This window comes from Sorangium sp. So ce1153, from assembly GCF_051521595.1.
Lineage (GTDB): Bacteria > Myxococcota_A > Polyangia > Polyangiales > Polyangiaceae > Sorangium.
The window spans coordinates 1595591-1620440 of record NZ_CP150361.1 but is presented as its reverse complement, the minus strand read 5'-3'; the positions used below and the strand labels follow the sequence as shown (position 1 = coordinate 1620440).

The following is a 24850-nucleotide window of genomic DNA, read 5'->3' as shown; positions in this document are numbered from 1 at the left end:
GGGGAGCGGGGTCCCCGCGCTCACTCGCTCAGCAGCGGAGCGAGCCAGGGCACGACCGGCAGATCGCCGTGGACCTGGGTCTTCCATTCCTCGTCGGTGAGGCGCACCAGGCCCTCTTCGAGGACTTCGTGGTAGGCGGAGACGACGCCTGCGTACGCGCGGGGACCCTGGCAGGAGTCGACGGTCATCACCATCAGGCGCGGCGCGCCGGTGCCCACGTGAAGCACGCTGGGCGGGCGAGGAACCGGCAGCTCGCCGCCGATGTCGGTGTGCACGTCGGTGATGGCGGGATCCATCTCCACGGCCTGCAGCGGGTCGAAGTGGAGCTCGCTGTACCAGCCCGTGTGGCCGAGCACGGTACCATCGCAGTTCACGTCCGCCGTGACGGCCTGGTTGATGAACGCCAGGTGCTCCTCGCTGTGCGGCTGGCCGCTGCGCTGGGCGCGAGCCATCTCGCCCAGCGTGAGGTTGATGCGCGCGACGCGCGCGAAATAGTCCTGGATCTCGCCGCGGAAGCCCGGATCGAGGTAGATCGTGGCGGTGAGCTCCTGCGCGCGCTCGGCGAAGCGGACCACGGCGTCGAAGAACTCGGGGTAGGGATCGACGTAGGCGTCGGGATACTCGCACGACGCGTTCGACGTGTACGACTGCTTCACGTAGAGCACGTTGTTGTGGCGGAGCTGTGCCCACGAGCTGAGCTGGGTGTTGAGCAGCCGGCGGCCCCAGGCTTCGCTCCGAGCCACCGCGGGCAGGTCCGCCGCCGGGGCGCCTGCTCCGGGCGACAGCGCGCGGAGCGCGCCGAGCCAGCTGGTGTACAGGCTCCCCTCCCAGTATTGCTCGGGGTGCTCGTCGACCAGCACGCGCAGCGCGGAGAGCTCACCGGGATAGCCGGCCTCGACGTCGAGCTCGTCGCCCAGCAGGCCGAGCGCCTGGTCGTTGCCCAGCGCGGCGAAGGCCACGTCGAGCGGGTCGGGCACGACGCGGGTGGGCAGGCGGTCGTAGACCAGGTTCGAGAAGACGTGGCTGTCGACCGTGTAGCGCTGACCGAACAGCGCGAAGCTCAGGTTCAAGGGGAAGGTGCTCGCGCCGCCGGCCTGCCGCGTCATCACGTGGCTGGCGATCCGCTGCTGGCCGAATTGCCCCTTGACGATCGCGGCGGCGAGGGTCGCGTCGTCGACGGCGGCGATCCCGTCGGGGGCGTTCAACGCGGTGAGCAGCTCGTCCACTTCCTCGAGCGTCATGTAGTCGTGCTCGCCCACGAACGCGCTGACCGTCGCGTCGATCGCCTGGTATTGCTCGAGCGCGCCGGAGTCGAGGAGCCGGCGCAGCGCGATGGCGCTCTCGACCTGCCGGCGCCGCAAGCGCTGGCTGCCGTCCTCCTGCGTCTCGATCAGGCGAAAGTCGATGCGGCCGAGCCAGATCATGCTGCGGAAGTAGCTCTCCAGCTCCGGATCGCCGGCGTAGTGCCCGCGCGGCTTGAACTGGGAGAAGTCGATGCTCCGCTGGACGCCGAACAGCACGCGCTCCTGGATTCCCTTGGCCTGCATGGCGGCGCCGACGAAGCTCTGCACCTCTGAGTGCTCGCGGGGGTCGACCTTGCCGCCGTTCAGGAGCGACACGGCCACCCCGAGGTAGAAGTTCAGATCGGACGCCACCTCCGGCTCCAGCGTGTCGGCCGTCTGTAGCAGCGAGCTGCGGATCTCGGTCAGCAATCCCGCGAGCCGGGGTCGCAGCGCCTTCTTCTCCAGCTGCTGGAGGATCTTGTCGTGCGAGCGGTAGATGGCTTCCAGCACCATGTCGCTGCTGATGAACACCGGCAGATCCGCGAGGTAAATCTCGGAGTAGCCGAGGGCGAAAGACGAGAATCGGTGCCCCGCGCTGATGGTGAACCCCGTCTGCGACAGGCGCTCCTTCTGAGGGTCGGGAGCCGAGAAGAACGCCGACAGGATCTGGTCGAGGCTCGCCGCGGTGAGCGGGTCGTAACCGAGGTCCGGCTCGAACTCGACGGCGTGGCTCGCTCGCAGCTCGTCCGCGGTCGCCCGCCGTGCCTCGCCGAGCTTCTGGAGCAGGGGTTCGACGCCGGCTGGCGCCGAGACCGCGACTTCGGTGCCAGGGTCGATCTCGCCTGGCACACTGGCGATGGCGCCGGGATCGGGGCCGCCGGGTCCACTCGAACAAGCGCAGAGCAGCGCCAGCAGCGGCAGGGTCGCTCTCGTCCCGCGCCCCAGCCAGGTCATCGTCTTTCTCATCATGATCATGCCTCCCGCTCCCCCCGGGTCGACGTGTGCCACTGGATTGGGGAGAGCCGAGACCCGCGATGAGCAACGGGCGTGCCGGATAAGCTGTTTACGCGCCGTCGCTCGTGCCCCGAGGGGGCGTCGACCGGACCAGCAGCTCGTGCAGCAGCCACAGGCCCGCGGCCGTGACCACCGCGAGCGTCCCGATCGACGGGAGCCCCACGCGCGCGGCGAGCACGCCGCCGAGGCTCGGCAGGACCGCGCCGCCGACCATGGCCGCGCTCGCCTGGAACCCGATCGCGTGCGCTGTGTAGGGGCCGAGCCGAGCCGGGGTGCGCGACATCAGCGTCGGGTAGATCGGCGCGAGGCCGAGCCCCGCCAGCATGAGCCCCGCGGCCCCTGGCCAGGCCGGTCCGACCGCGAACAGCGCGCTTCCGAGCAGCGCTGTCAGCGTGGCGACGCGGAGGAGCCGGTCCGCGCCCACCCGATCGACCGCCAGGCCGAGCACGACGCGCCCGACGCCGATGCTGCCCCAGTAGGCGCCCGCCCATACCCCGGCCGTCTCCGGCGCGACGCCGCGCGCCTCGGTGTTGAGCGTGAAGCTCCACTGCCCGAGCAACAGCTCGAGGCCCGTGTAGAGGAAGAACACCGCGAGACCCAGCCACACGCGGCGCTGCCGGAGCGCCGCGGCGAGCGGGACGGGAGCGGCCGGCGCGTCCTGCTGTCCTTCGGCGGCCGCCGCCCGCGCGCGGAACGATCCCTTCACCACGGCGAAGGCCGTGGTCAGGAGCAACATGATCGCGCCGATGATCGCGTAGCCCGAGCGCCAGGAGCCGGTGGTCGCGAGCGCCGCCGTCGCGATGAGCGGCCCCAGCGCCGCGCCGGCGCAGTAGCAGGCGTGCAGCCAGTTCACGTGGCGCGCGGTGAAGTTGCTCGCGGCGTAGGCGTTGAGCCCTGCGTCGATCGCGCCCGAGCCGAGCCCGGCGATCAGCCCGCAGAGGAGCAGCAGCGGCCAGACCGGCGTCATCGCATAACCGAGCGAGGCGACCGTGATGAGCCCGCTGCTCAGCGTGAGCAGCTTGCCGACGCCGAGCCGGTCCACGAGCTTCCCCGCCGCGATGCTGGACGAGAAATACCCCACGCCCGTCGCGACGAGGAGCGCGCCGAGCGCGCTCTGCGGGAGCGCGAACGCGGTGCGAAGCGAGGGCCACGCGACGCCGAGCACCGCGTCGGGCAGGCCGAGGCTCACGAAACCCACGTAGGTGAGGATCAGGAGCGGCGGCACGCGGGCGTCCCCTCCGCAGGCGCCGCGCCGGCCCTGGCTCGATGTGTCTTCCTCGATGGATGCATGCGCCGGCGAGATTACATCGTTTCCACCTGCCCGCCACTTCGTCGCGTCAGGGCATCGCAAAGGTGATTGACCGGATACTCGCGCTCGCGGCTTGTCCGGCGCGCATCGTTGCCAGCAATCCTTTGCCGCGTGGATGGGTCCTCTAGGCGGACGACAACAAGGCCACAGGCTCCCTGGTTCCCGACGAGGGTGGCTTGCACGCGCAAGGGACGCCCCACGGGGCTGCACCCCACGACATCGCGCGGCGCGCTGCGCTCGCGGGCGGCACAGGTCCGCGTCGGGCCGGTCGAGGCGATTCGGTTGTCTGGAAGCCCAGGCTCGCAAGGTGGGTGGGTGGCGAAAGACGTCCGCCGCCCTTACACTGAAGGAGCTTCAGGCGTTTCGGCCGTCCTGATGAGCGCGGCCCCCCGACGCCGAGCGCTCCCCAGTCGTGACAGACCACCACCCGAGCGATCGACGACGCCGGCTGCCCTTGCCGGCAGCGAGCATTCCCGCGACAACGCGAATATTCTCTCCTCGACGCTAAAAAATAAAATTTCTCCCCGTGGCAAATTATCGGTCTTTCTACCAATGCACCTTGGCGCTCGCCCTCGAGCTCCCTCCAGAGGGCGTACCAGCTTGACAGGTCCCGGTGTCCTGGTAGCGTCCGCGAGAGTTCCACATCTCCTGCCGCTCACGAGGAGATCAGGTAGCCCAGATGGTTCACAGCCCCGACCGCCTGGTCCTTTCCGCGTTGTCCGAGCTGAAGGAAGAGCCGTTCCTCCTTGGCTGCGACCATCTAGAAGACGGGAATCCGCTCTTCCGTATCGACGCCAGGTTCGCGGTCCCCGGGGAGACGCGCCTGGACGCCCGGAAGCTCTTGAACAGCCAGGCCACCGTGGTTCGCACGTCGGGCGGGGCGGAGAAGCCTGTTCATGGCGTGATCACCGACGTCGTGGAGCATAAAGACGCGCGGTACAACGATGTGGTGTTTCACGTCACCATCAGGCCGCGCATCTGGAGGATGAAGACGCGCCCTCCCACGCCTCTCTCCGGCGCTCCGCGCGACCTCTCCGTGCAGGAGATCCTGTCGCAGAAGCTCAAGGCTCACGGGTTCAGCGAGGACAAGGACTTCGTGTTCGCGCTCCGGCGACGAAGCAAGCCTCGACGGACAGAGAGCCTCGCCGAGAGCAGCAACGATCTCGATTACCTGGTCCAGCTCTGCGACCGCGCGGGACTCCAGCTCTCCTTCGAGCACCACGAACGCGACTGCCTGATCATCTCGGACAGGACGTAGTCGGGCCCTCCCGGCCCGACCGAGCGCCCGGCCGGGCATCGCGGCACCCCGGCCGCCGTGGCGCCGCTCCCGCGGCCGCAGGTGACGGGCGTGCCTTCCGCGGGATACCCTGCCCAGGCCGTTTGGTGTACTGTGGGCCACATGGCATCGAGCTCCGGTACGGCTTGGCCCTCGGCGAGTCCCTGCCAGGTTCCGAACTGTCCATCCCGCTGCGCGCTGTGCCACGAAGGGCAAAGCGCAACGGGACTGGAATTTTTCTACTGTCAACGAAATTCGCGTGAGCTTCCGGCTGCCCCCCGGCGTCCCGCTGGATCCCGGCGGCCGCCCGCCCTCTCCTCAGGGTGCGCATGAGCGCGGAGAGCCCTATCGAGGGAGATGTAGCCTCGGTGCTCTACCATCTGGCGTGCGGCTTCTCGCCGCCGCCGCTGCCGATGCGGCTCGAGTCGCTCGAGTGGGGCGGCGCCGCCATCGCCGCCTCCGCGATGAAGCTCGTCGTGGACGAGGGCGCCCTGATCATCGAGTGCCGCATCCGAGAGCAGGACGGGTCGCTCGACCCGGGCGAGATCGAAGCGCTGAGCCGCCGCGGCCTCCGGGGCACGTGCAGCGACGGATCGGTGCTGGTCGCGCGCGCCGCGACCGGCGCGGCCTCGATACGGAGGTTCGGGGATACAGGACAGGCGCACGAGCTGTGGTTCAAGATCGTGTGCGAGGACTGGTCGATTCAAAGCCCGACGAAGCCTGCCGTGCTCTGGGCGGGGGTCGTCGACGGCGATCTGCCCCGCTCCGGCGGAAACATGAGCTTCGAAGCGAAGCCCCCGAGCTCGAGCAACCATTTCCGCCTGGAGGGGAAGCACACTGTCTACTACCTCGTGGACAGCAGTCATGACGGTGAGCGCGGCTGGCGCCTCGCGATCGACGCGAAGCGCAGCGCGATCGCGCTCGACGCCGTCCGTCGAGAGATGATGTGCCTCGCGTTCTGCTTCGGGCGACCGTTCACCGTGAGCGCGCTCTACGGCCTCGACGAGGAAGGAAACGTCGTGGGGTGTCTCGGGAGCGGGTTCGGCGCCCCGCACACGGGACGTTATCGCATCGACCCTGCCGTGCCGGAGCCGACGGCGACCCGCCTCCCTGCCCTGCCGCTCTTCAGAGCCCTGTCAGCCCGCCTCGACGGCGGCGGCACCCCGCGCGCAACGGTTGAGCTCGTCACCGCGCTCAGCTACGCCGTCGAGGCGCTCGTGGAGCCCTCCGCGCGCAGCCTCGCGCTGAAGAGGCTGCTCGGGGCGCAGGCGGCGGCGCGGCTCGTGATCCGGGAGGACGCCTCCCTGGCAGGAGACCTCGACCGCTTGAACGAGCGGGTCTCGCAGCAAGGACAGCCAATCGACGAGGTGACGCGGGGCGGGGGAAACACCGAGCTCGTCGCCGCGGTGAGCCGGGCCGGACTCCCGCGGCCGAGCTCCCTCATCGACATGGCCGCGTCCAGCAAGCACCTCTCGCTCGACGGCGCCCTGCGCGACGCGGTCATGTCGGTCGAACGAGAGCTCTTCGAGGGGGGCGACGACGAGCACGCTCAGCGGAAGGACGACGAGCGCCCGGCGTGCCTTCGCGCGGTGCTGGTGGCGCTCGTGGCAGCGGCGGTCGACTACAAAGGGCCGATCTCCGGGTGGACCCGGCAGGGAGCCTCCGCCTTCTATCAGCCTGCCTATTTGTCGTCCTCGCCCGCCAAGGGGGGCGGCGAGCCGCCTGAGCGCTTCGTCGTCATCACCCAGAAGAACAGCGCTCTCGAGCTCGCACGCAGCCTGTGGCCGCCCACGTTCCGTTCTCCTTCGGTGCCTTCCAGCGGAGACATCGGCTTGATCGCCACGTTCGCCGGGGTGCTCAAGGAGAGGACCCAGGGCCGCGTCGTGGCGCTCGTCAGGCCGATCCTCCCGCAGCGCTCGGGGGACATCAGCGAGGGCGAGTTCGATTTCGTCCTTCAGTCGGCGCAGCTCCCCGCGCTCGAGGCGGTGCTGTTCTCCGTCAAGACGAGCCCGAAGGGGGGGATCGTCGTCCGCGGCTGGAAGGAGGGGGAAGAAGAGAGCGAGTTCCCGGATGTCGCCGACTTCCTGAGACAGGTGGGGTACGCCGAGAAGACCAACGACCGGATACAACGGCTGATGTTCGTCGCGCCGCGCGAGACCGCGTGAGCCCGATGCGAGAGACCGTCCTGCAATGGAACATGGGGGTCTGCAAGGAGTCGAACCCCTACCGGAGGCGCGCGCGGATCGAGGCGCTGGAGGCCATGGTGGGCGAGTACTCTCCAGGCATCCTGTCGTTGCAGGAGGCGCCGCTCGACCTCCGCTCCCTGCGCTTCCTCCACCCCTGGTACCGGCTCGTCGAGGGGCCGATGGGCATCGTGACCGGCCTCCTGGAGTCGCGCTGGCAGGTCGTCGCGGACCACGACGAGGTGAAGGGGCGAGCGCTCGTCGTCAAGGCCTATTCCAGCACCGGGAGGCTCCGGCTCTCGCTCTGGAACGTGCACCTGCCCGTCGTCTGGAAGGACCTCGCCGCGCGCCGCACCCTCGTACAGAGCGATTTCCGGGACGCGCTCATCGCGGTCAGGAAGAGAGGTCTGGGCAGGAGCGAGCTCCTGGTCGGCGACTTCAACCTGCCGCCCTATGACGACGCCATGGTGAGGCGCAGCGGGCTCTATGCGAGCCGGACGCTCCCGTCGGCCGAAGAGAACGCGCTGCTGCACGACCCGTACAACTTCCCTCTGTTCAATCCCACGTGGGCGCTCCTCGGGAAGCCCGGTTCACCCCAAGGGACCTTCTTCAGGCAGCCCTCCCCCGATGACGAAGGGCCCTGGTTCCTCCCGGATCAAGCGCTCATGTCGCCGGACCTGGCGCTGCCCGGCGAGCAGCAGGTGTGGTTGATCGAGCACACCGGCAAGGCGGAGCTCTGCTCGCCAGCGCCGACGCGTCGTCCAGAGAGGACCACGGGCTCGGACCACCTGCCGCTGCGCATCGTGTTCCAGGCGAGGTGAACGGGCGACGAGGTGCTGGCTAACCCGGCGGGGCGCCGCGGCCGCGGATCAGCGGGAGGTAGACCTCGTCGACGATCTCGACGAGCACGCTGTCCGGCACGCTCGGCGCGCCGCGGGTGATGAACTCGTTGCGCAGCAGGACGACGGCCACCGTCGCGACGCGGGGGTGCAGGGCCTCGGGCCTCGCCTCGCCGCGCGCGACGGCGCGGCCGAGGACCGCGAGCCACAGCGCGCTGCCGCCGTCGTTCGACGCTTCCTGCAGCTGCTTCAGCAGCTCGGGCTCGTCGCCGAGCCCTGCCAGCAGGCCGCGGAGCACGTCGCCCAGCGGCGAGGACCACTGCCGGTTCGCCCCCCGCAGCAGCTCGAGCACGTCGGCGCGCAGCGAGCCGGTGTCGGGCAGCTCCACGCTGCTGGCCGCGAACTCCCGGTACGCGGCGACGGCGAGCAACGCCCGGCTCGGCCACCGACGGTAGATCGCGTTCTTGTTGGTCCCCGCGCGCTGCGCGACCCGGTCCATGGTCAGCCCGGGGAAGCCGACCTCGGCGAGCTCCTCGGCCGCGGCGCGCAGGATCGCCTGCTCCAGGACCACGCCACGCCGCCGCTCGCCCACCACGCCGTCACCCGCCTTCCAGTACGCAACTCAAATGACATTGCACGCGCGCCGAGACAGATTAAGGTACGGTCAGTACCTTAACCGGAGCGGCGCCGACCCATGCGAGTCTACGGCATTTGCTACGACACCGGCTTTCTCAACAAGGGCAACAGCACCCACGAGCCGTTCGACCCCGAGCGGGTGAAGCGGGACATGCGGGTCATCCGCGACGACCTGCGCTGCGCCGCGGTCCGCATCACGGGCGGCGACGTGGACCGGCTGAAGGTCGCCGCCACCCACGCCGCCGCGGCGGGCCTGGAGACGTGGATCTGCCCGTTCACCACGGACCTGACCGGCGACGAGCTGCTCGCGCTGCTGGCGGAGTGCGCCGACCACGGCGAGCGGCTCCGCCGCGCGGGGGCCGAGGTCGTGATCGTCACCGGCTCGGAGCTCAGCCTGATGAACAAGGGCTTCCTGCCCGGCGAGACGTTCCTCGACCGGAGCAAGGTGCTCGCCGAGCAGGGGCCCCGGCTCCGCGAGCTGCTCGCCGCGCTCCCGGCCCGCGTGAACGAGCTCCTCGCCAGGGCCGTCGCGGTGGTCCGCGCGCGGTTCGGCGGCAAGGTCAGCTACGCCTCGCTCCCGTTCGAGGGCGTCGACTGGACGCCGTTCGACTGCATCAGCACCGACGCCGGCTACCGGTACGCGCAGGTCGCCGACCGGTTCCCCGAGCTCATCCGCGCCTTCGTCGCGCGGGGAAGAGCGCTGGGCAAGCCCGTCGCGATCACCGAGTTCGGCTGCGCGACGTACAGGGGCGCGGCCGACGCCGGCCCGCGCGGCGGCGACGTCGTCGTGTGGGACGAGGCGACCGCGACGCCGCTCGGCCTGAAGGGCGAGCACGTGCGCGACGAGGCCGAGCAGGCGAGCACCCTGCGCGAGCTGCTCGAGATCTTCGATGCCGAGGGCGTCGACGCCGCGTTCGTACACGTCTTCGCCGCCTACGTCCTGCCGCACGACCCGGACGACCCGCGCAAGGACCTCGACCTGGCCAGCACCGGCGTCGTCAGGGTGCGCAAGGACGGCACCTGGGAGCCCAAGGAGGCGTTCTCGATGCTCGCCGGCCACTGCGGCCGGCGGAGCTCGACCAGCGCCAGCTCCTCGAGCGCCGGCGCGGCCGACAAGGCCGCGACGTCCGACTGACGGGCCAGCGCGCGAGGCGATGAACACGGTGGTGCTCGCCAGCCGTCGAGGGGCCTGATCCGTCGCACGTCCGTCCGGCGCCGTGATCTCCTCGCCGCGTCAGCGCGTGACCGCGCCGAGATCCACGAAGGCCTGGTCGGTCATGACCACGAAGGGCCGCTCCTCGAAGCTCAGGCCGCCCTTGCCGTCGTGATCGACGATCTGCAGCTTGCCCATGCCGTAGCCCATCGGCCCGCGCGCATAGTAATGCGCCTGCAGCGTGTACCGGCTGGCCCGCCGCTCCCGGGGGGCGCGGATGGTGAAGCACTCGGGCCCGTAGCCGGTGGTGACGTCGGCATAGAGGCGCCCGCCGCCCGGCAGCGTCGGCTGTGAGTAATACGCGTGGCCGCCGCGGTCGTCCCGGATGTGGAAGTCGACGTCGTTGGCGTCGGTCTCCCAGCTCAGCACGAAGCGGAGCGAGGGAGCGCCTTCGAGCGCGGCCCCGGCCTTCGCGAGCCGCGCCAGGACGTGCGCCCGGCGCGCCGGCTCCGCCTTGATCCACGCCGCGGCGACGAGGCCGAGGTCCTCGCGCAGGATGCTCTCCACGCCGGCGAAGCGCCCCGGCGGATAGCGGCGCTCGAGGCCCGCCGCGAGAGAGTCGAAGGCGGCGGCGTGCTCGCCCCGCTTGAGGCGGGCGAACGCGAGCAGGCGGTGGCTCGACGGGTGGTCGGGGCGCTGCTCGCGCGCCTTCTCGTAGGTGTCGATCGCCAGCTCGAGCCCCGCGCCGCCCGCGAGGTGCTCGAGGCGCCCGCCCGCGAAGCGGCGGAGGTCCGCGCGCGCCGGGAACAGGTCGAGGAGCGAGCCGTACGCGCGGGCGGCGCCCACCACATCGCCAGCGGACTCGAGCGCCTCGCCGAGCGCGACGAGCGCGAGCACGTCGCCGGGGTCCTCGGCGCGCCAGGCCCACGCGTCGCGCACGGCGGCCGGCGCGTCCCCCCGGGCGAGGAGGTCGTGGATCAGCTTGAAGCGGCCGGTATACGGCTCCGGCGGCGACTCCGGCGGCGGCTCCGGCGGCGGCGCCGCGTCGGCGTCGCGCGCGGCCGGCGCGGCCGGCGCGGCCGCGATACCTGGCGGCGCGAACTGGAGCGGGTACACCACGTTGACGCTGCCGCCCTCGGGCGCGGGGAAGCTCAGCGCGTTGAAGGCGCGTACCACGCAGGAGACCACGGCCCCGTCGGGCAGATCCGAGCCGCCGTCGCGCGCGTTCGCGACAGCGCCGCTCGGATCGATGGTGAAGTACACGGCGACACGGCCCTGCAAGCTCGCATCCCGCCGGAGCCCTTCCTCGTAGCAGAGGCGGAAGCGGCCGAAGCTCTGGCGGACGATGCGCTGGATGACCTCCGGCGGAAAGCGGCCGCTCACCTGGGTGGCGCCCCTGCGGATCGAGGGCGCCGCGGCCCCGCTGTGGTTTCCGCCGAGGCGGCCGTGGCCGCCGCCGAAGCCCTGGCCGCTGCCCGCGCTTGGGCCGGCGACGCCGGCGCTCGGCGCGGGCGCGGCGGCCGCGCTGCCGTGGCCGACCGTCCCGATCGAGCCGAGGCCGATGCCCTCGGCGCGGCCGCCGCCGCCCTCGCCGACGCCCGAGAGCCCGAGACCGCCCGCGCCGAAGGAGTCTTCGAAGGAGTGTTCGGTGAGCGCGCCGGCAGGAGGCGCCGGCGGCGCGGGGGGCGAGCGCAGGGCCGCGCCCTCGCCCGCCGCGCTCGCGGCGGGGGAGGCGTCGGCGCTCGGGCCGGCGACGCCGGCGCGCGGGCCGGCGACGCCGGCGCCCCACGGCTTCTCGGCCGGCGGCCACGACCGCTTGCGCACGGCGACACGGCCGCCCTCCACGGCGAGGATGTCGGAGAGGCCGCGCCGGGGGATGTCGAAGCGCGCGTAGTCGCCCTCGGTCTCCAGCACGAGCAGCGCGGTGTACGGGCTCAGCACCCGGTGCGCGACAGAGAGGCCGACGATCTGCTTGCGGACAGCGTCCTGGTCGCCGCCCGTGGCCTCCCGGGCGAGGAGGTCGTCGATCTTCGCCCGGGCCGCGGCGCGCTCGAGCAGCGGGCGCTCCACGCCGCGCAGATCGGGCGCGGTGGTGCGGCCGTCGACCGTGATCCGGACCGGCAGCTCGGCCGGCACCTCGGCGTAGACGAGCGCCTCGTCGCCGGGCTGCACGCCGTGCAGCGCGCGGGGCCAGACCCAGCGCGCGCCCTCGACGTCCACCGCGATCCCCGAGCGGGTGGCCGAGGCGAGGCGCCGCTCGACGTCGGCGAGGCCGCGCGCGCCGTCGATCACGGCGCCGTCGCGCGGCAGGCCCGCCGTGACGAGCTGCCGGAGCGCGGCCTCGTCGCGGATGCCGCCGAGCGCGACGGCGTCGAGCCGCTCGACCCCCGCGTCCCGCAGCGCCGCCGCGGCGCCGCGCAGGGCGCCCGGCGCGACCTCGCCCGCGGTCGCGATGCCGTCGGAGAGCAGCACCACGCGCCGCTGCCCGCGGGCGCGCGCGCGCTCGCCGGCCCAGCGGAGCGCGCGCCCGAGGTCCGAGGCGCCGAGCGCCCGCCGCGCGCGGATGCGCTCGATCTCCGCCGCGCCGAACGCCGAGGCCGCGCCGTCGAAGACGGCGGTGACGGTCTGGTCGTAGCAGGCGACGGTGAGCGGCGCGCCCGGGCCGCCTGCCCGCGCGACCGCCTGCGCGACCGCCGCGAGCAGCCCGAGCTGGTCCTCGAGCCCGAGCGCGCGCGAGGCGCTGGTGTCCACGAGGATCACCGCGGAGGCGAGCGGATCGGGCCGGGCGTGCCCGTCGAAGGGCGCGTTCACGCGGGCGAGCACGAGCTCGCCGCTGCGCAGGCCGCCCTGCGCCTCCGTCGGCCCGAGCGTCGCGGGATCGACCACGAAATCGGCGTCGGGCGCCGCGTCCCTCCGGTGCAGCGCGTGGACCGGCGCGGCGGCGCCGGCGACGGTTGCCTCGAGGTCGAGGCGGCTCACCGCGGGCAGGCCGCGCAGGGGGACGGTGAAGGGCGTATCCGGGCCGAGCTCCTGGGAGTACGAGAGGACGATCTCCTTCACGCCGCGCGCCGGGATGGGGAAGACCCGGGCGCTCACCTCGTTGCCCGCCGCCTGCTCGAGCAGCGCCGGGTCCTGCTTGCGATGGAGGAAGTCCTCGTACGCCGCGCGCGCGGCGCGGGCCTCCACCACCTCGCCTTCCTGCCAGCGCTGGCCGATCTTCATCGCGAGGCGGCCGAGGCTCGCGCCGCGCGGCAGGGTGACCCTGAAGGTGCCCTCGAGCACGCGATCCTCGGGGTTCTCGAAGGTGAGGTGCAGCTCGGTGAGCGCGAGCGGCGCCTCGATCACCGCGCGGCCGGTGAGCGCGACGAGGCGCAGCCCGGTGCCATCCGCGGCGGTGAGCCGGATCGGCGCGACCTCGGGGCCGGGGCGGCGCGCCGCGACGGCGCGGGCAGGCGCGGCGGGCTCGGGCCGGCGCGAGAGCGAGCTGGGTGTGTCGGGCGGGGGGCTGTCGGCGCAGCTCGAGAGCGCGGGGACGAGGGCGACGATCGCGGCGAGCGCAGCGCGGCCGCGAAGGAGGGCTCTTCGCACGGGGGCCTCCGGTAAGGGTGCGGCGGGCCGAGCCTGCATGGCGCAGGCCCGCCGGCGGTGGGCAGGACGATCGACAGCGGTGCGGGCCGGAGGTTCCCGCCTCGGATCGCTCCGCCCGGGTCCGCGCCAGGTACTGCTGGTCCCGGATCGCCGCCCCGGAGGCCGCGAGCGGCCCCCGTCGCGGTCACCTCGCGTGCGCGAGCAGCTCCCTGGCCACGCCCACGAAGAGGCGCAGCGCCGGGGAGCTCTGCGCCCGGCTGGGGTAGTAGAGGAAGTAGCCAGGGACCCTGGGCGCGTAGGGCTCGAGCACCCGCTGCAGCCGCCCGCTGCGCAGCTGCTCCATCACCATCGGCTCGAAGGCGTACGCCAGCCCCACTCCTTCCTCCGCCATCAACACGCTCAGCTGGGTGTCGTTGGTGACCACGCCTCCGCGGACCGGCACGCGCCAGGTCCTGCGGCCCCGCTCGAGCTCCCACGCGTAGAGCGCCCCGGTGGAGTGCATGCGGAAGGCGAGGCACTCGTGGCGCAGCAGATCCTCGGGGCGCTGGGGCGCGCCGTGCCGCGCGAGGTAGGCGGGCGCGCCCACCACCACGAAGCGGAATGCGTCGGTGAGCCGCACCTGCACCATGTCGCGCTCGATGGCCTCGCTCAGCCGCACGCCCGCGTCATAGCCCTCCGCCACGAGGTCGACGAAGCGCTCCTCGACGACGACCTCGACCTCGACCCGCGGGTGACGCGCGCGAAAGGTGGGGACCACCGGGGCGATGACGAAGGGCACCGCCGCCCGCGGCACCGACAGCCGGACCCGGCCCACCACCTCTCCCGGCTCGGCGGACACCTCGGTGAGGGCCGCGAGCGCCTGTCTCATCGCCGGGCCGGCGCCCTCCACGAGCCGCCTCCCTGCATCCGTGAGCGACACGCTGCGCGTCGTGCGGGCCAGCAGCACCACGCGCAGCTGCTCCTCGAGCTGCCGCACGGCCTGGCTGACCGCGGACCGGGAGACGCCGAGCTCGCGCGCCGCGCCGCTGAAGCTGCGCAGGCGCGCCACGACGAGGAACGCCTGGAGCTGCGGGAACGGCGCCGTGTTCATGCGCTGGATCCGCCCCCGATCGCCCTGGATTGTCAAGCAGGGCTTAACAGCCCGTTGGCCCCATCACGCCTACTCGCCCGCGGGACCGGGGCGTAGGTTCCTCGTGCACGGGGCGCGACGGCCCGAGCCCACGAGGAGAAGAGGCAATGCAGAAGCGCAAACTCGGTAACAGCAATCTGGAAGTCTCGGCCATCGGCCTCGGCTGCATGGGGCTGAGCTTCGGCTACGGCCCGCCCACGGACAGGCAGGAGGCGATCTCGCTGATCCGAGCGGCCGTCGAGCGGGGCGTCACCTTCTTCGACACCGCCGAGGTCTACGGCCCGTTCACGAATGAAGAGCTCGTTGGCGAAGCCCTCGCGCCCTTCCGCGGGCGAGTGGTGATCGCCACCAAGTTCGGGTTCCAGCTCGACTCCAGCGGAAAGCAGGCTGGCATGAACAGCCGGCCCGAGCACATCAAGCAGGTGGCCGAGGCCTCGCTGAAGCGGCTTCGGATCGACGCCATCGACCTGTTCTACCAGCACCGTGTCGACACCGACGTGCCGATCGAGGACGTCGCGGGCGCGGTGAAGGAGCTGATCCAGGAGGGTAAGGTAAAGCACTTCGGCCTCTCCGAGGCTGGCGTGAAGACGATCCGCCGCGCCCACGCGGTCCAGCCGGTCACGGCGCTCCAGAGCGAATACTCGCTGTGGACGAGGGGGCCCGAAGCGGAGGTGCTGCCGACCCTCGAGGAGCTCGGCATCGGGTTCGTCCCGTTCAGCCCTCTGGGCAAGGGCTTCCTGACGGGCAAGATCAACGAAAACGCCACCTTCGCCAGCTCCGACATCCGCAACATCATCCCCCGATTCACGCCGGAGGCGATGAAGGCGAACCAGGCCCTTGTCGCGCTGCTCGGCCAGGTCGCGGAACGGAAGAGGGCGACCCCTGCGCAGATCGCTCTCGCGTGGATCCTGGCGCAGAAGCTGTGGATGGTGCCGATCCCCGGCACAACGAAGCTGCACCGCCTGGAGGAGAACATCGGAGCCGACAGCGTCGAGCTGACGACCGACGATCTGCGTGAGATCGAGGGCGCCGCCTCGCGGATCACGGTGCACGGGGCTCGCTATCCCGAGCACCTGGAGAGGAGGACCGGCCTCTGAGCAAGGCGGGGCGTCAGCGCCGACCGCGGCGAGGGCCCACATCGCGATCCAGGGATCGCTGAATGGCAAGAGCGTCGACTGGCTGGAGAAGGTAACAATACCGGTTCGAGCCTGCCAAGGAGTGAGCGAGACGACCCGAGGATGCGAGGCGCGAATCGCCTCGCCCGCGGGCTCGCGCCGACGTACGATGAGCCCACAGAGGCTCGCGCCGTGGACGCGCACAAGGGCAAGGAGACCCGCCATGTCAAGCAAGGATCCCAAGGCTGATCCGCCGATCCGCAAGCCGATCGCCGTCGAGAGCGTAGCCTGGGAGGAGTGGTCGGAGGGCTCGCGCTTCGGCAGCCGCTTTCGGCACCTGACCAGGGCGGCGGTCGGCGACGGCTACCACGTCGGCGTGCTGATCGAGGAGCTCCCGCCCGCGAAGCAGTCCACGCCCGCGCACTATCACCTGCTGGAGGAAGAGCACATCCTCATCCTGGAGGGGCGTGCCACGCTGCGGCTCGCCGAGGAGACGATCGAGGTGTCGGCCGGGGATTACGTCTGCTTTCCGGCGCGCCAGAAGGCCGGCCACTGCCTCGTCAACACCAGCGACGCGCCGTGCCGCTTCCTCGTGATCGGCGAGCGCAAGCCCGATGAGGTCTGCGTCTACACCGACTCGAACAAGATCCTCGTGCGCTCGGTCGACGAGATCTATGACAAGTCGCAGGTCAGACCCTACTGGGATGGCGAAGCGACGGGCGGCGATCAAGCGTCTTCCTCTTCATCACCATCATCGTCCTCCTCTTCATGAAGCCTGTCGCGCTTCTACGCTGCGCGCAGCGCGCGGCGCGCCCCGCCCCCTCGGCCCGTGGCTCGTCCTCGAGCGCTCCGGCCCCGACGCGGCGGGTAGTGCTCAAATCTGGCCGGAGAGAGTTCACATGAAGGCGGGAAGACGGGAAGATCATTGATCTTTTCTTCCCGCCTTCCCGCCTTCATGTTCAATTTTGAGCACTACCCTGGCGCGGCTGCAAGGCAAGTTCCACCTCACCGAGGTATCCCGCAACTTCTTGCTCCCGACGAAGCCGTTCTACTGGGTCCCCATGCTGCGCATGCTCTGCCAGATTCCCCTCTCGGACCGCGCCCTCGTGGAGAGCTTGCGACGGGACGGGGCCATCGCGTGGGGCAATGGCAACGTCATCACGGACGAGTGGGCGCAGGCGGAGCTGCCGGACGAACGGGTTCACCGACGTGTCTGTCACGCCGGCGTACGCGGGATACTCGCTCATCAGCGCCAGGAAGCCCGCCCCGCCCTGAGGAAGTCCCCTCATCTCGCAGCCCTTTTCAGCGGAGAAATTGAACAGGGAGGCGGGGAGACAGGGAGTATCTCGTAGATTTCTTCCCCGTCTCCCCGCCTCCCCGCCTCCCTGTGACTTTTCCGAAGAATTCGAGGGAATGCCTCAGCTCCACGCCCTGAGGCCCGCCTCGATCCACAGGCATCTTCGTACAGAGGGAGAGCGCGTGTGCCTCGCGCGCGGCGCTCTGACGCGCGGCCTGGGACAGGGCCGCGCGATCGCGTACGCTGGCGTCGATGCTGGCCTTTCTCAGGAAGCGGCGGCGCGCCGCCGTCCGCCGCGCGCCCTTTCCGGCGGCGTGGCGCGCGGTCCTCGATCGCAACGTGCCCGCCTTCGGCCGCCTCCCGGCCGAGGACCAGGAGGAGCTGCTCGGGCATATCCAGGTCTTCCTGGCCGAGAAGCCGTTCGAGGGGTGCGGCGGCCTGGAGATCACCGACGAGATCCGGGTCACGGTGGCGGCGCAGGCGTGCCTTCTCCTGCTGCACCGCGAGACCGACTACTACCCCGAGCTCGAGGTCGTCCTCGTCTACCCGAGCACCTACGTGGCCCGCGGCCAGGAGGTGCGCGAGGGCGGCGTCGTGGTCGAGGGCGGCCGCGCGCGGCTCGGGGAGTCGTGGTCGCGCGGCGCGGTCGTGCTCGCGTGGGACGGCGTGCTCGCGGGCGCCGCGGACGTGAGCGACGGGCACAACCTCGTGCTGCACGAGTTCGCGCACCAGCTCGACCAGGAAGACGGCCCCGCCGACGGCGCGCCCGAGCTGCCCGAGCGGTCGATGTACGCGGCGTGGGCGCGCATCCTCGGCCGCGAGTACGAGCGCCTCCTGCGCGACGAGGCGAGCCTCAAGCGCACGGTCATCGACCCCTACGGCGCGACGAACCCGGCCGAGTTCTTCGCCGTCGTCACCGAGGCCTTCTTCGAGAAGCCACGCAAGCTCAAGGCGAAGCACCCGGAGCTCTACGATCAGCTGAAGGCGTTCTACCGCCAGGACCCGGCCGCCCGGTAGCGGCCCCGCCGGGCGCCGTCGCCGCGGGGGGCGCGGGGGGCGCGGGGCTGATCGCCCGGCCGCCGCCAGTCATGGTATCTCCCTGCCCCCTTCGATGTCCCGAAAGCGCAAAGCCAGGTCCCGCAAGGGCGGCGCGTCCTCCGCGGCGCGCCCCGCTTCCTCTGCTCCCTCGGCGCCGGCCGCGCGGCGCGTGCGCTCCTTCCGCCTCCGCCTCAACCTCACCGCCCTCGAGCTCGCCTCCGGCCACGACGGCCTCCTCCGCGGCGCGCCAGAGCCCGTCCTCCTCATCGCCGCCTACCTCCTCTTCCCCGCGGATCCGGGCGCCCCGGCCGGCCTCACGCCCCCTCGCCCCCTCGGCCGCACCCTCGTCCGTTTCAGCCAGCCCCAGGGCCGCTTCCCCGCCGTGCTCGCCCTCCGCGCGCCCGTCGCGTTCAGCGCCCGCGCCCGCGCCCGCGAGGACGACCAGATCCTCCTGCTCGCCCTCGCCGTCGAGGAGGACACAGGCAAGGAGGTCGAGCGGCTCTACGCCCACCTCGCCGACGCAAAGCACCTTCGCCTCTGGGACCTCGAGGCGCCCGTCCCCTCCCCGTCCACCCCGGCCGAGCTCATCGCCGCCCCGTACCTGCGCGAGCACGCGACGCCCGCCCGCGTCGGCGTGCTCGACGAGCGCGGCGACCTCCGCGACACGTGCCGCGACGACGACTTCGTGGGCGCCTCGGCGGCAGTCATCTCGACCGCCCGCCACGAGGACGCGCTCCGCTTCCACTTCGTCTCCGCCGACGGCCGCAACGACTGGACCGCCGTGACGACCGTCAGCGTCGACTGACGCCCTGCCGCCGGCCCCTGAGGCCTCTCGAAACCGCCTCCAGTTCAGGTGCGCACGATGGCGCGTCGGCGAAAGTCGACGACGGCCGTGATGGCCCGTCGGAGGCGCGCCTTGCGTGTCTTCATGCTCGGCATCCATCGACCCGATCGGCGCCGCCGCCAGCGGTGCTTGAAGCCGAAGAAGTCATGTGCTGTCGTTGGCTCTCCTGCTCTCGAGGCGCGACAGAGAGTCCATGACAGGTGAGTCGCTTCGCGATTCCGATTGCGGTCGTTTCAGTTGACAACGCCGCAGCCTTCGGCGTTACCATCCTCCGGCATGAAGCCGATCACATCTTGGCCGGTCTTGGCCGGGCTCGTCGTCATCGCCCTCGGCTGCAGCGGCGGCGGCGCGGGCGCCAGCGGCGCGGGCGCAGGCGGAGTGGGCGAAGCGGGCGCAGGCGGAACGAGCGCCCACGGCGGCACGGGCGGCGCTGCCGCGGGCACCGGCGGAACGACCTCCGCGGCGGGCACAGGTGGATCGCCCGCGGGGACGGGCGGTGGCGGGGGTGGCGGCGGCGCGGGGGCCGGCGGTAGCGGCGGCGATTCGGGCGCGCAGGGTGGCGCCGGCGGCGGCGCGGGCTCGACCTACCGGCCCTGCCCGACCGACGGTACGGCGTGCAAGATCATGCCGTTCGGCGACTCTATCACCGACGGATACAACGGGGACACGCCGGGCGGCTATCGCGTCGAGCTGTTCCGGCTCGCGCACGCGGCGGGCAAGAACATCACGTTCGTCGGTTCGGGATCGAACGGACCGAACACCGTTGACGGCGTGCCGTTCCCGCACAACCACGAGGGCCACAGCGGCTGGACGATCGCCCCCGCCGGCGGAAGGAGCGGCATCTCGACGCTGGTGTCGACCGTCATGCCGCAATACAAGCCCGACATCGTGCTCTTGATGATCGGAACCAACGACGCGATCGACAATTACGACATGCCCAACGCGCCCGGACGCCTGGGCGCGTTGATTGACAGCATCTACGCGCAGCTCCCCGATGTTCTCATCGTGGTGGCCTCGGCCATCCCGTCGCGCGACGACGCGAGCAAGGGCGACGACGCCGCGCTCAGCGCGCGCATCAAGACCTACGACGACGCCATTCCGGGGGTGGTAAAGGCCCGCGCGGACGCAGGCCGGCACATCCTCTCCGTCGACATGTACACGCCCTTCAATCCGAACAAGACCGCGTTACTCGAAGATCAGTGGCACCCCAACCTCCAGGGCTACGTGCTGCTGGGCGGGCAGTGGTACGCGGCGTTGCAGCCTCTGCTCTGACGGCGCGGTCGCTCGATCGCTCGAGCTCGCCGATCACGTCGACACCGGCGGGCAGGGCTCCGGGCCCTCGGCGCGATTCGCCGGCGACGGCCTCGGCTCGTCCCATTCGATGGTGCTCAGCCAGGACCAGGCATTCCTCCTCGTCACGAACGCCGGGAGCGACTCGCTCTCCGTGCTACGGGTCGGAAAGGACACCCTCGAGCTCTCCGACATCCAGCCCACCAGCGATGGCGTCGGGCCGGGCTTCCCGAACAGCGTGACCCAGCACGGCGATCTCGTCTATGCACTGAACGCCGCCGGCGAGGGGAGCGTCACCGGCTTCCGCCTCAGCGACCAGGGGAAGCTCACGCCGATCCCCGGCTCGACACGGCTGCTCGCCGCGAACCAGGTTGACCCGCCGGACACGCTGTTCAACCCGGCGCAGGTGTCATTCACTCCGGACGGGGGGCAGCTCGTCGTCACGATCAAGGACGGGCCCGCCGCGGGCCTGCTCGACGGCGTGACGCCGACCGGACCGAGCCGGGTGCTCGTGTTCGACGTGCTCGATGACGGCCAGCTCGCGCAGGCCTTCACGCGGACCGACCTCGATAACGACGGCCCGTTCGGGTTCTCGTTCGACGCGGCCGGGCACCTGCTCACGGCCATGTTCGTGGGCGGTGATGACCTCGCCGGCGCGGCTGGATCGTTTCAGATCAACGCGGACGGGACGCTCACGCCGATCACGCGGACCGCGAAGGTGAGCCAGCTCGATCCGTGCTGGCTCGAGAACAACGGGAAGTTCGCGTTCACCGCGAATTACACCTCGGGCACGATCTCGAGCTTCCGCCTCGGCGACGATGGCAGCCTGACGGTGCTCGACGAGCAGGCCGGCTTCACCGACGAGAGCGCGGGTACCCCCGGCGCGAGCCAGCAGGGCTCCACGCCGCTCGATCTCGGCATCAGCCCCGACGGCCGGTTCCTCTACGACGTCCTGCCGGGTTCGGGCAGCGTGGGCGCCTGGCGGATCGAGGACGACGGCAGCCTCACCAAGATCGGCGAATACGGCGGGCTCTCCAGGACGGTCGACGGCGACAGGGCGCCGGAAGAGCGCTTCGGCCCCGGCGGGAGCCCCGCCGGCATCGACGTGCTCTGAGCCTCACGGGCCCATTCCACCGCCTCCAACAACGCTCACATCGAGGAATCGAGCCATGAATATCGCTGCAAACGACGATCGACGCGCCGTCTACGTGATGACCAACGCGACCCCGAATGCCATCCAGACGTTCCACCGGGCGGGCGACGGCGCGCTCTCCCCCGGGGCGTCCTACCCGACGGGCGGGAACGGCCACGCCCCGAACCCGCCGCTCGGCTTCCCGATCCTCGATTGCGCCGTGAGCATGGGCGACGACTTCCTCTACGTGCTGAGCCCTGACGGGTTCAGCGTGCCGCCCTTCACCGGCGCCGGTCCGGCCATGTTCCACGGCTACCGGATCGAGCCGAGCGGCGCGCTGACCTCGCTGGGCCCGCCGGTAGGCTGCCTGCCCCAGGGCGCTACCGGGCTCGTCGCCGTGTAGCCTGGGGCCCGCCCGTCGAGGTTATCTCACGGCGCTTTCGGGGGACGTCAGCGCCCCTGGACCTCGAAGTTGGTCACGCCCCAGCCCTCATCGAAGAGGCCGGTCAGCCCAGTCGAGGACAGGTCGAGCGCGAGGTCGGGCGCGGAGTGCGGGAAGACCAGCTTCATGCGGTACACGGAGTCGCCGTACGGATAGGCGAGGGTGTTCACCTCGAGCGCTCCCGACCCGGCCAGGCTCCCGTCCAGCGGATAGCTCTGGAGGCTCATGGTGTTGGAGAAGGACTCGCTGAGCAGCTCGACGCCGTCCGCGGAGGCGGCCCAGACGCTGGGGCCAAAGGGGCCATCGCCGTCCCAGGCGTTGATGAGGTAGAGGTCGAAGCTGACGGTCAGCTCGGTGTGGGGGGCGAGATCGTCGAGCGTCAGGTGCGCCGTCTCGTTGCCGAACTGCCCCAGGAAGGTGCGGTCTCCGAGCGGGGTGACGCTGGTGACGATGGACGCCCACTCCTCGCCGATGGATCCGGTGAAGTTGTTGAAGTAGACGCTGCGGGGGCTGTTGATGACCGACCCGCCCTGCCCGTGGCTCGCGAGATCCGCGGCGGCCTCCTGGGCCGATTCCGCGAAGCTCGAGTCGCCGGTGAGGCCCACGTCGAGGATGCACGTCTGCTTGATGACCTCGTCGGTGATGCCGGCGCAGGCCAGCTCGCCCGCGGCCCTCTGCGCGGGGGTCAGGTCGTTGAGCCACACCGGCTGCCCGGGGCCGGCCGGGCCGCCGCACGGCGTGCCCTGCTGGATGAGCGCGACGTCGCCCGGGGCGGCGCCCACCCGCCAGACGTCTGCGTAGCTGTTCGTGTCCTGGTACATCTCGAGGAACGTCAGCCCGCTGCTCAGCACGCTGCCGTTCCGGGCCATCATGAACTCGTTGGTCGGGTCGTTATCGGCGTTCCCGAAGAGGCCGGCCATCCTGCCCACGCTGGCCGGCGGGACGAGGAAGAGCGTGTCAAGGTACAAGCCGAGGACATAGCTCCTCGGATGCAGCGCCAGCCGCTCTCCCGTCGGCCAGGCCAGCACGGTCCTGCCGCTCGCGGACTGGTAGACGCTCCCGCCGCCGGCGAGCGCGAGCGCGCCGCTCGACGGCACCGTCGCCGGTTGCCCGTTCACGTAGAGCGCGCCGTTCGCGTGGAACTCCACGAGATCACCCGCGATGCGCGCGCCCACGGCCCGGCCGGTCGAGATGCCCGGCGACACGGGGCACTGCCGGATCTGGATCTCCAGATCGGGAGTGGCCGTGCTGGTCGCCATCACGAAGTCGCCCTCCCCCTGAAAGTCGAAGGCGACATTATCGAAGCTGACGTAATGGGGATCTCCCGAGCACACGGCGGGCTTGCAGGACGAATCAGCGGTGTCCACGCGGCACCCTCTCATGACCTTGACGAGGAGGGCGTCGCTACCACCGCCGCCGAAGGAATGACCGCAGAACGGCGCGTCCGTCCTGCCCGTCAGGAAGACGTTGCCCCTCGGATCGACGGCGACGCCATGTCCCGCCTCCGTCGCGTTCGTGCCGATGTACTCGGTGCGCAGGTGTGCCCCCGCCGTGCTGTACTCGCGCAGGTACATGTCCGCGCTCCCGAGGGACGCGTCGGAGTCGAGGTCGCGGGAGGTCTGGCCGGTCAGCACGACAGATCCACCGATGACGGCCACCGACGTGGCGGAGACGTTCTCGCTCGCCGTTGTCTGCCGGATCCATTGCGTCGTGAGGCTCGCGTCCAGCTTGGCGAGGAAGGCGTCATACGCCGTCGAAGAGGCATAAGAGGGGAAGTTCCCGTTCGTCGTGCCGGAGACGTAGACGACGGTCTGACCCGACTCCACCGCGGTGGTCAGGCTGAACGCCTGGTCCTGGAGGTTCGTGCCGAGGAGAGCCACCCCGCCCAGAGCACCGCTGTCGCTGTAGCGGGCGACGAAGGCGTCAGCGCTGCCGCCCGCGTACGGTTGGCCTGCGAGCGCGCCGGTGGTGTAACCGGCGACGTAGACCTGCCCATCGGCTCCGACGGACACGCTGCGCGCGATGGTCGTCTTGTTGTTCACTCCGAGCTGCCTGGTCCAGACAGGAGCGCCGCTCGCCGAATATTTCGCCACGAACAGCGACGTGGTGCCGCTCGTCGGCGGCGGGTTCACCCCGGCGAGGTTCCCGCCTGTGGAGCCCACCACGTAGACGCTACCGTCAGGTGCGTGGGCCACAGACCACGCTTGATCCACCACAGCCGTACCGAACTGGCGCCGCCACGCCTCGGTCCCGTTTGCGTTCAGCTTGACGAGGAAGGCGTCCGAAGATCCCTCGTGCTGGCCGGCTTCGATCGCGCCGCTCGTGTGGCCGACCACGTAGAGCGACTCGTTGCCGCTCGCGGGGCACTGGGCCGAGGAGACGGCGACGCTCGTCGCCTGGTCGTTCGCCGACGTGCCGATCTGCTCGCCCCACAATGGTTTCCCGTCCTGCCCGACCTTGCGGATAAAGGCGTCACTCGCGCCGCTGTTCACCTCGCCCGAGATGGCCCCGGTGGTGGACCCGACCTGGTAGACGGCGTCGCAGGACGCGGCGACGGCGTTCCCGAGGTCCGCGCCGGTCGTGGGCGTCTCGTCATGCCACGTGAACCCCTCGAAGCCGGGGCAGGTCACGTTCTGCAAGGGGAGCGTGAGGCCCTTCGGGCTATCCCCCCCCGTGGGGTCGAACGGGAGGGTGGACAGGGGGGAGTCGTCCTCCTTGGGCCTCAGCTCCTCCTCGGTCGCGCTGGTATCGTCGTTCAGCTCTCCGGCGGGGGCGAGCTCATCCCCCTCCGCTCCGGAGGAGCTCGGCGCAGCCTGGTCGGGCTGGGAGCCTCTCGTCGAGCCCACCGGCAGAGGATCGCCGGTCGAGCCGCTGCAAGCGGCGACGCCTGCTGCCAGGATGCACACGGAGAGCGTCTCACAATGAAATCGTTTCATGCTTGAACCTCGCAGTAAATGGTGCCGATTCGACGTGTTCTGGGGCTGGGAGAAACCGATGTTTCACCGTCTTCGTCGGTCGCCCCCGCACTATTCAGCCTGTGTGAGGCCGCGAGCCCGCGCCTTGACGCCGCCGGTCCTCGACGAGCGCGCGTTCCTCGTCGCCGAAAGCTCAGAGCTTCCGGAGAGCCCCTCATCGCGCTCCGATTCTCGCGGGAGTCGCGGCGGCCATGAGCAACGAGCGTGCCTGGCCTTTCGAGCTTCAGATCTGCACCACCTAGCTAGCCGCAGGCCAGTGGACCGTCCGGTAAGATTTTCAACATCGTCGTAGAGCAGAGCCGTGCGC

18 protein-coding genes are annotated in these 24850 nt (G+C 71.0%); 12 read left to right on the top strand and 6 right to left on the bottom strand.

The features are described from left to right. Positions 1–20: 20 nt before the first annotated feature. Positions 21–2252: a DUF3160 domain-containing protein gene (locus tag WME85_RS05800; RefSeq protein WP_437835904.1), complete on the bottom strand. Its 2232-nt coding sequence runs from the start codon at positions 2250–2252 to the stop codon at positions 21–23. Between the two features lie 94 nt (positions 2253–2346). Then, positions 2347–3522 (bottom strand): MFS transporter, encoded by a 1176-nt coding sequence (locus tag WME85_RS05795; RefSeq protein WP_437835902.1) that lies wholly within the window; start codon positions 3520–3522, stop codon positions 2347–2349. Positions 3523–4285: 763 nt separating this feature from the next. On the opposite strand from WME85_RS05795, the gene WME85_RS05790 reads away from it, so the two are divergent. From WME85_RS05790 to WME85_RS05780, 3 genes are all read left to right on the top strand, one after another. Next, positions 4286–4864, top strand: a complete 579-nt coding sequence (locus tag WME85_RS05790) for a contractile injection system protein, VgrG/Pvc8 family (RefSeq protein ID WP_437835900.1) — start codon at positions 4286–4288, stop codon at positions 4862–4864. 386 nt (positions 4865–5250) lie between these two features. Continuing rightward, positions 5251–7047 carry a hypothetical protein gene (locus WME85_RS05785; RefSeq protein ID WP_437835898.1) on the top strand — a complete coding sequence of 599 codons (1797 nt, stop codon included), beginning with the start codon at positions 5251–5253 and terminating at the stop codon, positions 7045–7047. Between the two features lie 5 nt (positions 7048–7052). After that, positions 7053–7886, top strand: coding sequence for an endonuclease/exonuclease/phosphatase family protein (locus tag WME85_RS05780; protein ID WP_437835896.1), 834 nt, complete (start codon positions 7053–7055; stop codon positions 7884–7886). A gap of 19 nt (positions 7887–7905) precedes the next feature. Here WME85_RS05780 and WME85_RS05775 read toward each other — a convergent pair whose 3' ends face one another. Then, positions 7906–8499 carry a TetR/AcrR family transcriptional regulator gene (locus tag WME85_RS05775; protein WP_437835894.1) on the bottom strand — a complete coding sequence of 198 codons (594 nt, stop codon included), beginning with the start codon at positions 8497–8499 and terminating at the stop codon, positions 7906–7908. 99 nt (positions 8500–8598) lie between these two features. On the opposite strand from WME85_RS05775, the gene WME85_RS05770 reads away from it, so the two are divergent. Continuing rightward, entirely contained in the window at positions 8599–9675 is a 1077-nt protein-coding gene (locus WME85_RS05770; protein WP_437835892.1) for a hypothetical protein, read from the top strand. A gap of 99 nt (positions 9676–9774) precedes the next feature. Here WME85_RS05770 and WME85_RS05765 read toward each other — a convergent pair whose 3' ends face one another. Continuing rightward, positions 9775–13281, bottom strand: coding sequence for an AgmX/PglI C-terminal domain-containing protein (locus WME85_RS05765; RefSeq protein ID WP_437835890.1), 3507 nt, complete (start codon positions 13279–13281; stop codon positions 9775–9777). A 184-nt stretch (positions 13282–13465) separates the two neighbouring features. Next, positions 13466–14371 carry a LysR family transcriptional regulator gene (locus WME85_RS05760; RefSeq protein ID WP_437835888.1) on the bottom strand — a complete coding sequence of 302 codons (906 nt, stop codon included), beginning with the start codon at positions 14369–14371 and terminating at the stop codon, positions 13466–13468. A gap of 146 nt (positions 14372–14517) precedes the next feature. On the opposite strand from WME85_RS05760, the gene WME85_RS05755 reads away from it, so the two are divergent. From WME85_RS05755 to WME85_RS05720, 8 genes are all read left to right on the top strand, one after another. Further along, entirely contained in the window at positions 14518–15507 is a 990-nt protein-coding gene (locus WME85_RS05755; RefSeq protein WP_437835886.1) for an aldo/keto reductase, read from the top strand. 241 nt (positions 15508–15748) lie between these two features. Continuing rightward, a complete protein-coding gene (locus WME85_RS05750; protein ID WP_437835884.1) occupies positions 15749–16297 on the top strand; it encodes a cupin domain-containing protein in 549 nt (182 codons plus the stop codon). Between the two features lie 193 nt (positions 16298–16490). After that, the gene (locus WME85_RS05745; protein WP_437835882.1) at positions 16491–16877 is read left to right on the top strand and encodes a hypothetical protein; all 387 of its coding nucleotides are present in this window, start codon (positions 16491–16493) and stop codon (positions 16875–16877) included. 197 nt (positions 16878–17074) lie between these two features. After that, positions 17075–17839 (top strand): zinc-dependent peptidase, encoded by a 765-nt coding sequence (locus WME85_RS05740; RefSeq protein WP_437835880.1) that lies wholly within the window; start codon positions 17075–17077, stop codon positions 17837–17839. 190 nt (positions 17840–18029) lie between these two features. Next, the gene (locus tag WME85_RS05735; RefSeq protein WP_437835878.1) at positions 18030–18665 is read left to right on the top strand and encodes a hypothetical protein; all 636 of its coding nucleotides are present in this window, start codon (positions 18030–18032) and stop codon (positions 18663–18665) included. Positions 18666–18941: 276 nt separating this feature from the next. Continuing rightward, entirely contained in the window at positions 18942–19976 is a 1035-nt protein-coding gene (locus tag WME85_RS05730) for an SGNH/GDSL hydrolase family protein (RefSeq protein ID WP_437835876.1), read from the top strand. Positions 19977–20085: 109 nt separating this feature from the next. Further along, positions 20086–21108, top strand: a complete 1023-nt coding sequence (locus WME85_RS05725) for a lactonase family protein (protein WP_437835874.1) — start codon at positions 20086–20088, stop codon at positions 21106–21108. 55 nt (positions 21109–21163) lie between these two features. Continuing rightward, on the top strand, positions 21164–21529 hold the full coding sequence (locus WME85_RS05720) for a hypothetical protein (RefSeq protein ID WP_437835872.1): 366 nt from the start codon (positions 21164–21166) through the stop codon (positions 21527–21529). A 47-nt stretch (positions 21530–21576) separates the two neighbouring features. Here the strand turns inward: WME85_RS05720 and WME85_RS05715 are convergent, their stop codons facing one another. Beyond that, entirely contained in the window at positions 21577–24504 is a 2928-nt protein-coding gene (locus tag WME85_RS05715; RefSeq protein WP_437835870.1) for an SBBP repeat-containing protein, read from the bottom strand. Positions 24505–24850 lie beyond the last annotated feature (346 nt).

Excerpts from the sequence above, each read along its gene's own strand:
- WME85_RS05790 (WP_437835900.1), top strand. The coding sequence starts at position 4,286 with ATGGTTCACAGCCCCGACCGCCTGGTCCTTTCCGCGTTGTCCGAGCTG.
- WME85_RS05780 (WP_437835896.1), top strand. The coding sequence starts at position 7,053 with ATGCGAGAGACCGTCCTGCAATGGAACATGGGGGTCTGCAAGGAGTCG.
- WME85_RS05725 (WP_437835874.1), top strand. The coding sequence starts at position 20,086 with ATGGTGCTCAGCCAGGACCAGGCATTCCTCCTCGTCACGAACGCCGGG.
- WME85_RS05800 (WP_437835904.1), bottom strand. The coding sequence starts at position 2,252 with ATGATGAGAAAGACGATGACCTGGCTGGGGCGCGGGACGAGAGCGACC.
- WME85_RS05715 (WP_437835870.1), bottom strand. The coding sequence starts at position 24,504 with ATGAAACGATTTCATTGTGAGACGCTCTCCGTGTGCATCCTGGCAGCA.
- WME85_RS05750 (WP_437835884.1), top strand. The coding sequence starts at position 15,749 with ATGTCAAGCAAGGATCCCAAGGCTGATCCGCCGATCCGCAAGCCGATC.
- WME85_RS05720 (WP_437835872.1), top strand. The coding sequence starts at position 21,164 with ATGAATATCGCTGCAAACGACGATCGACGCGCCGTCTACGTGATGACC.
- WME85_RS05740 (WP_437835880.1), top strand. The coding sequence starts at position 17,075 with ATGCTGGCCTTTCTCAGGAAGCGGCGGCGCGCCGCCGTCCGCCGCGCG.
- WME85_RS05770 (WP_437835892.1), top strand. The coding sequence starts at position 8,599 with ATGCGAGTCTACGGCATTTGCTACGACACCGGCTTTCTCAACAAGGGC.
- WME85_RS05760 (WP_437835888.1), bottom strand. The coding sequence starts at position 14,371 with ATGAACACGGCGCCGTTCCCGCAGCTCCAGGCGTTCCTCGTCGTGGCG.
- WME85_RS05755 (WP_437835886.1), top strand. The coding sequence starts at position 14,518 with ATGCAGAAGCGCAAACTCGGTAACAGCAATCTGGAAGTCTCGGCCATC.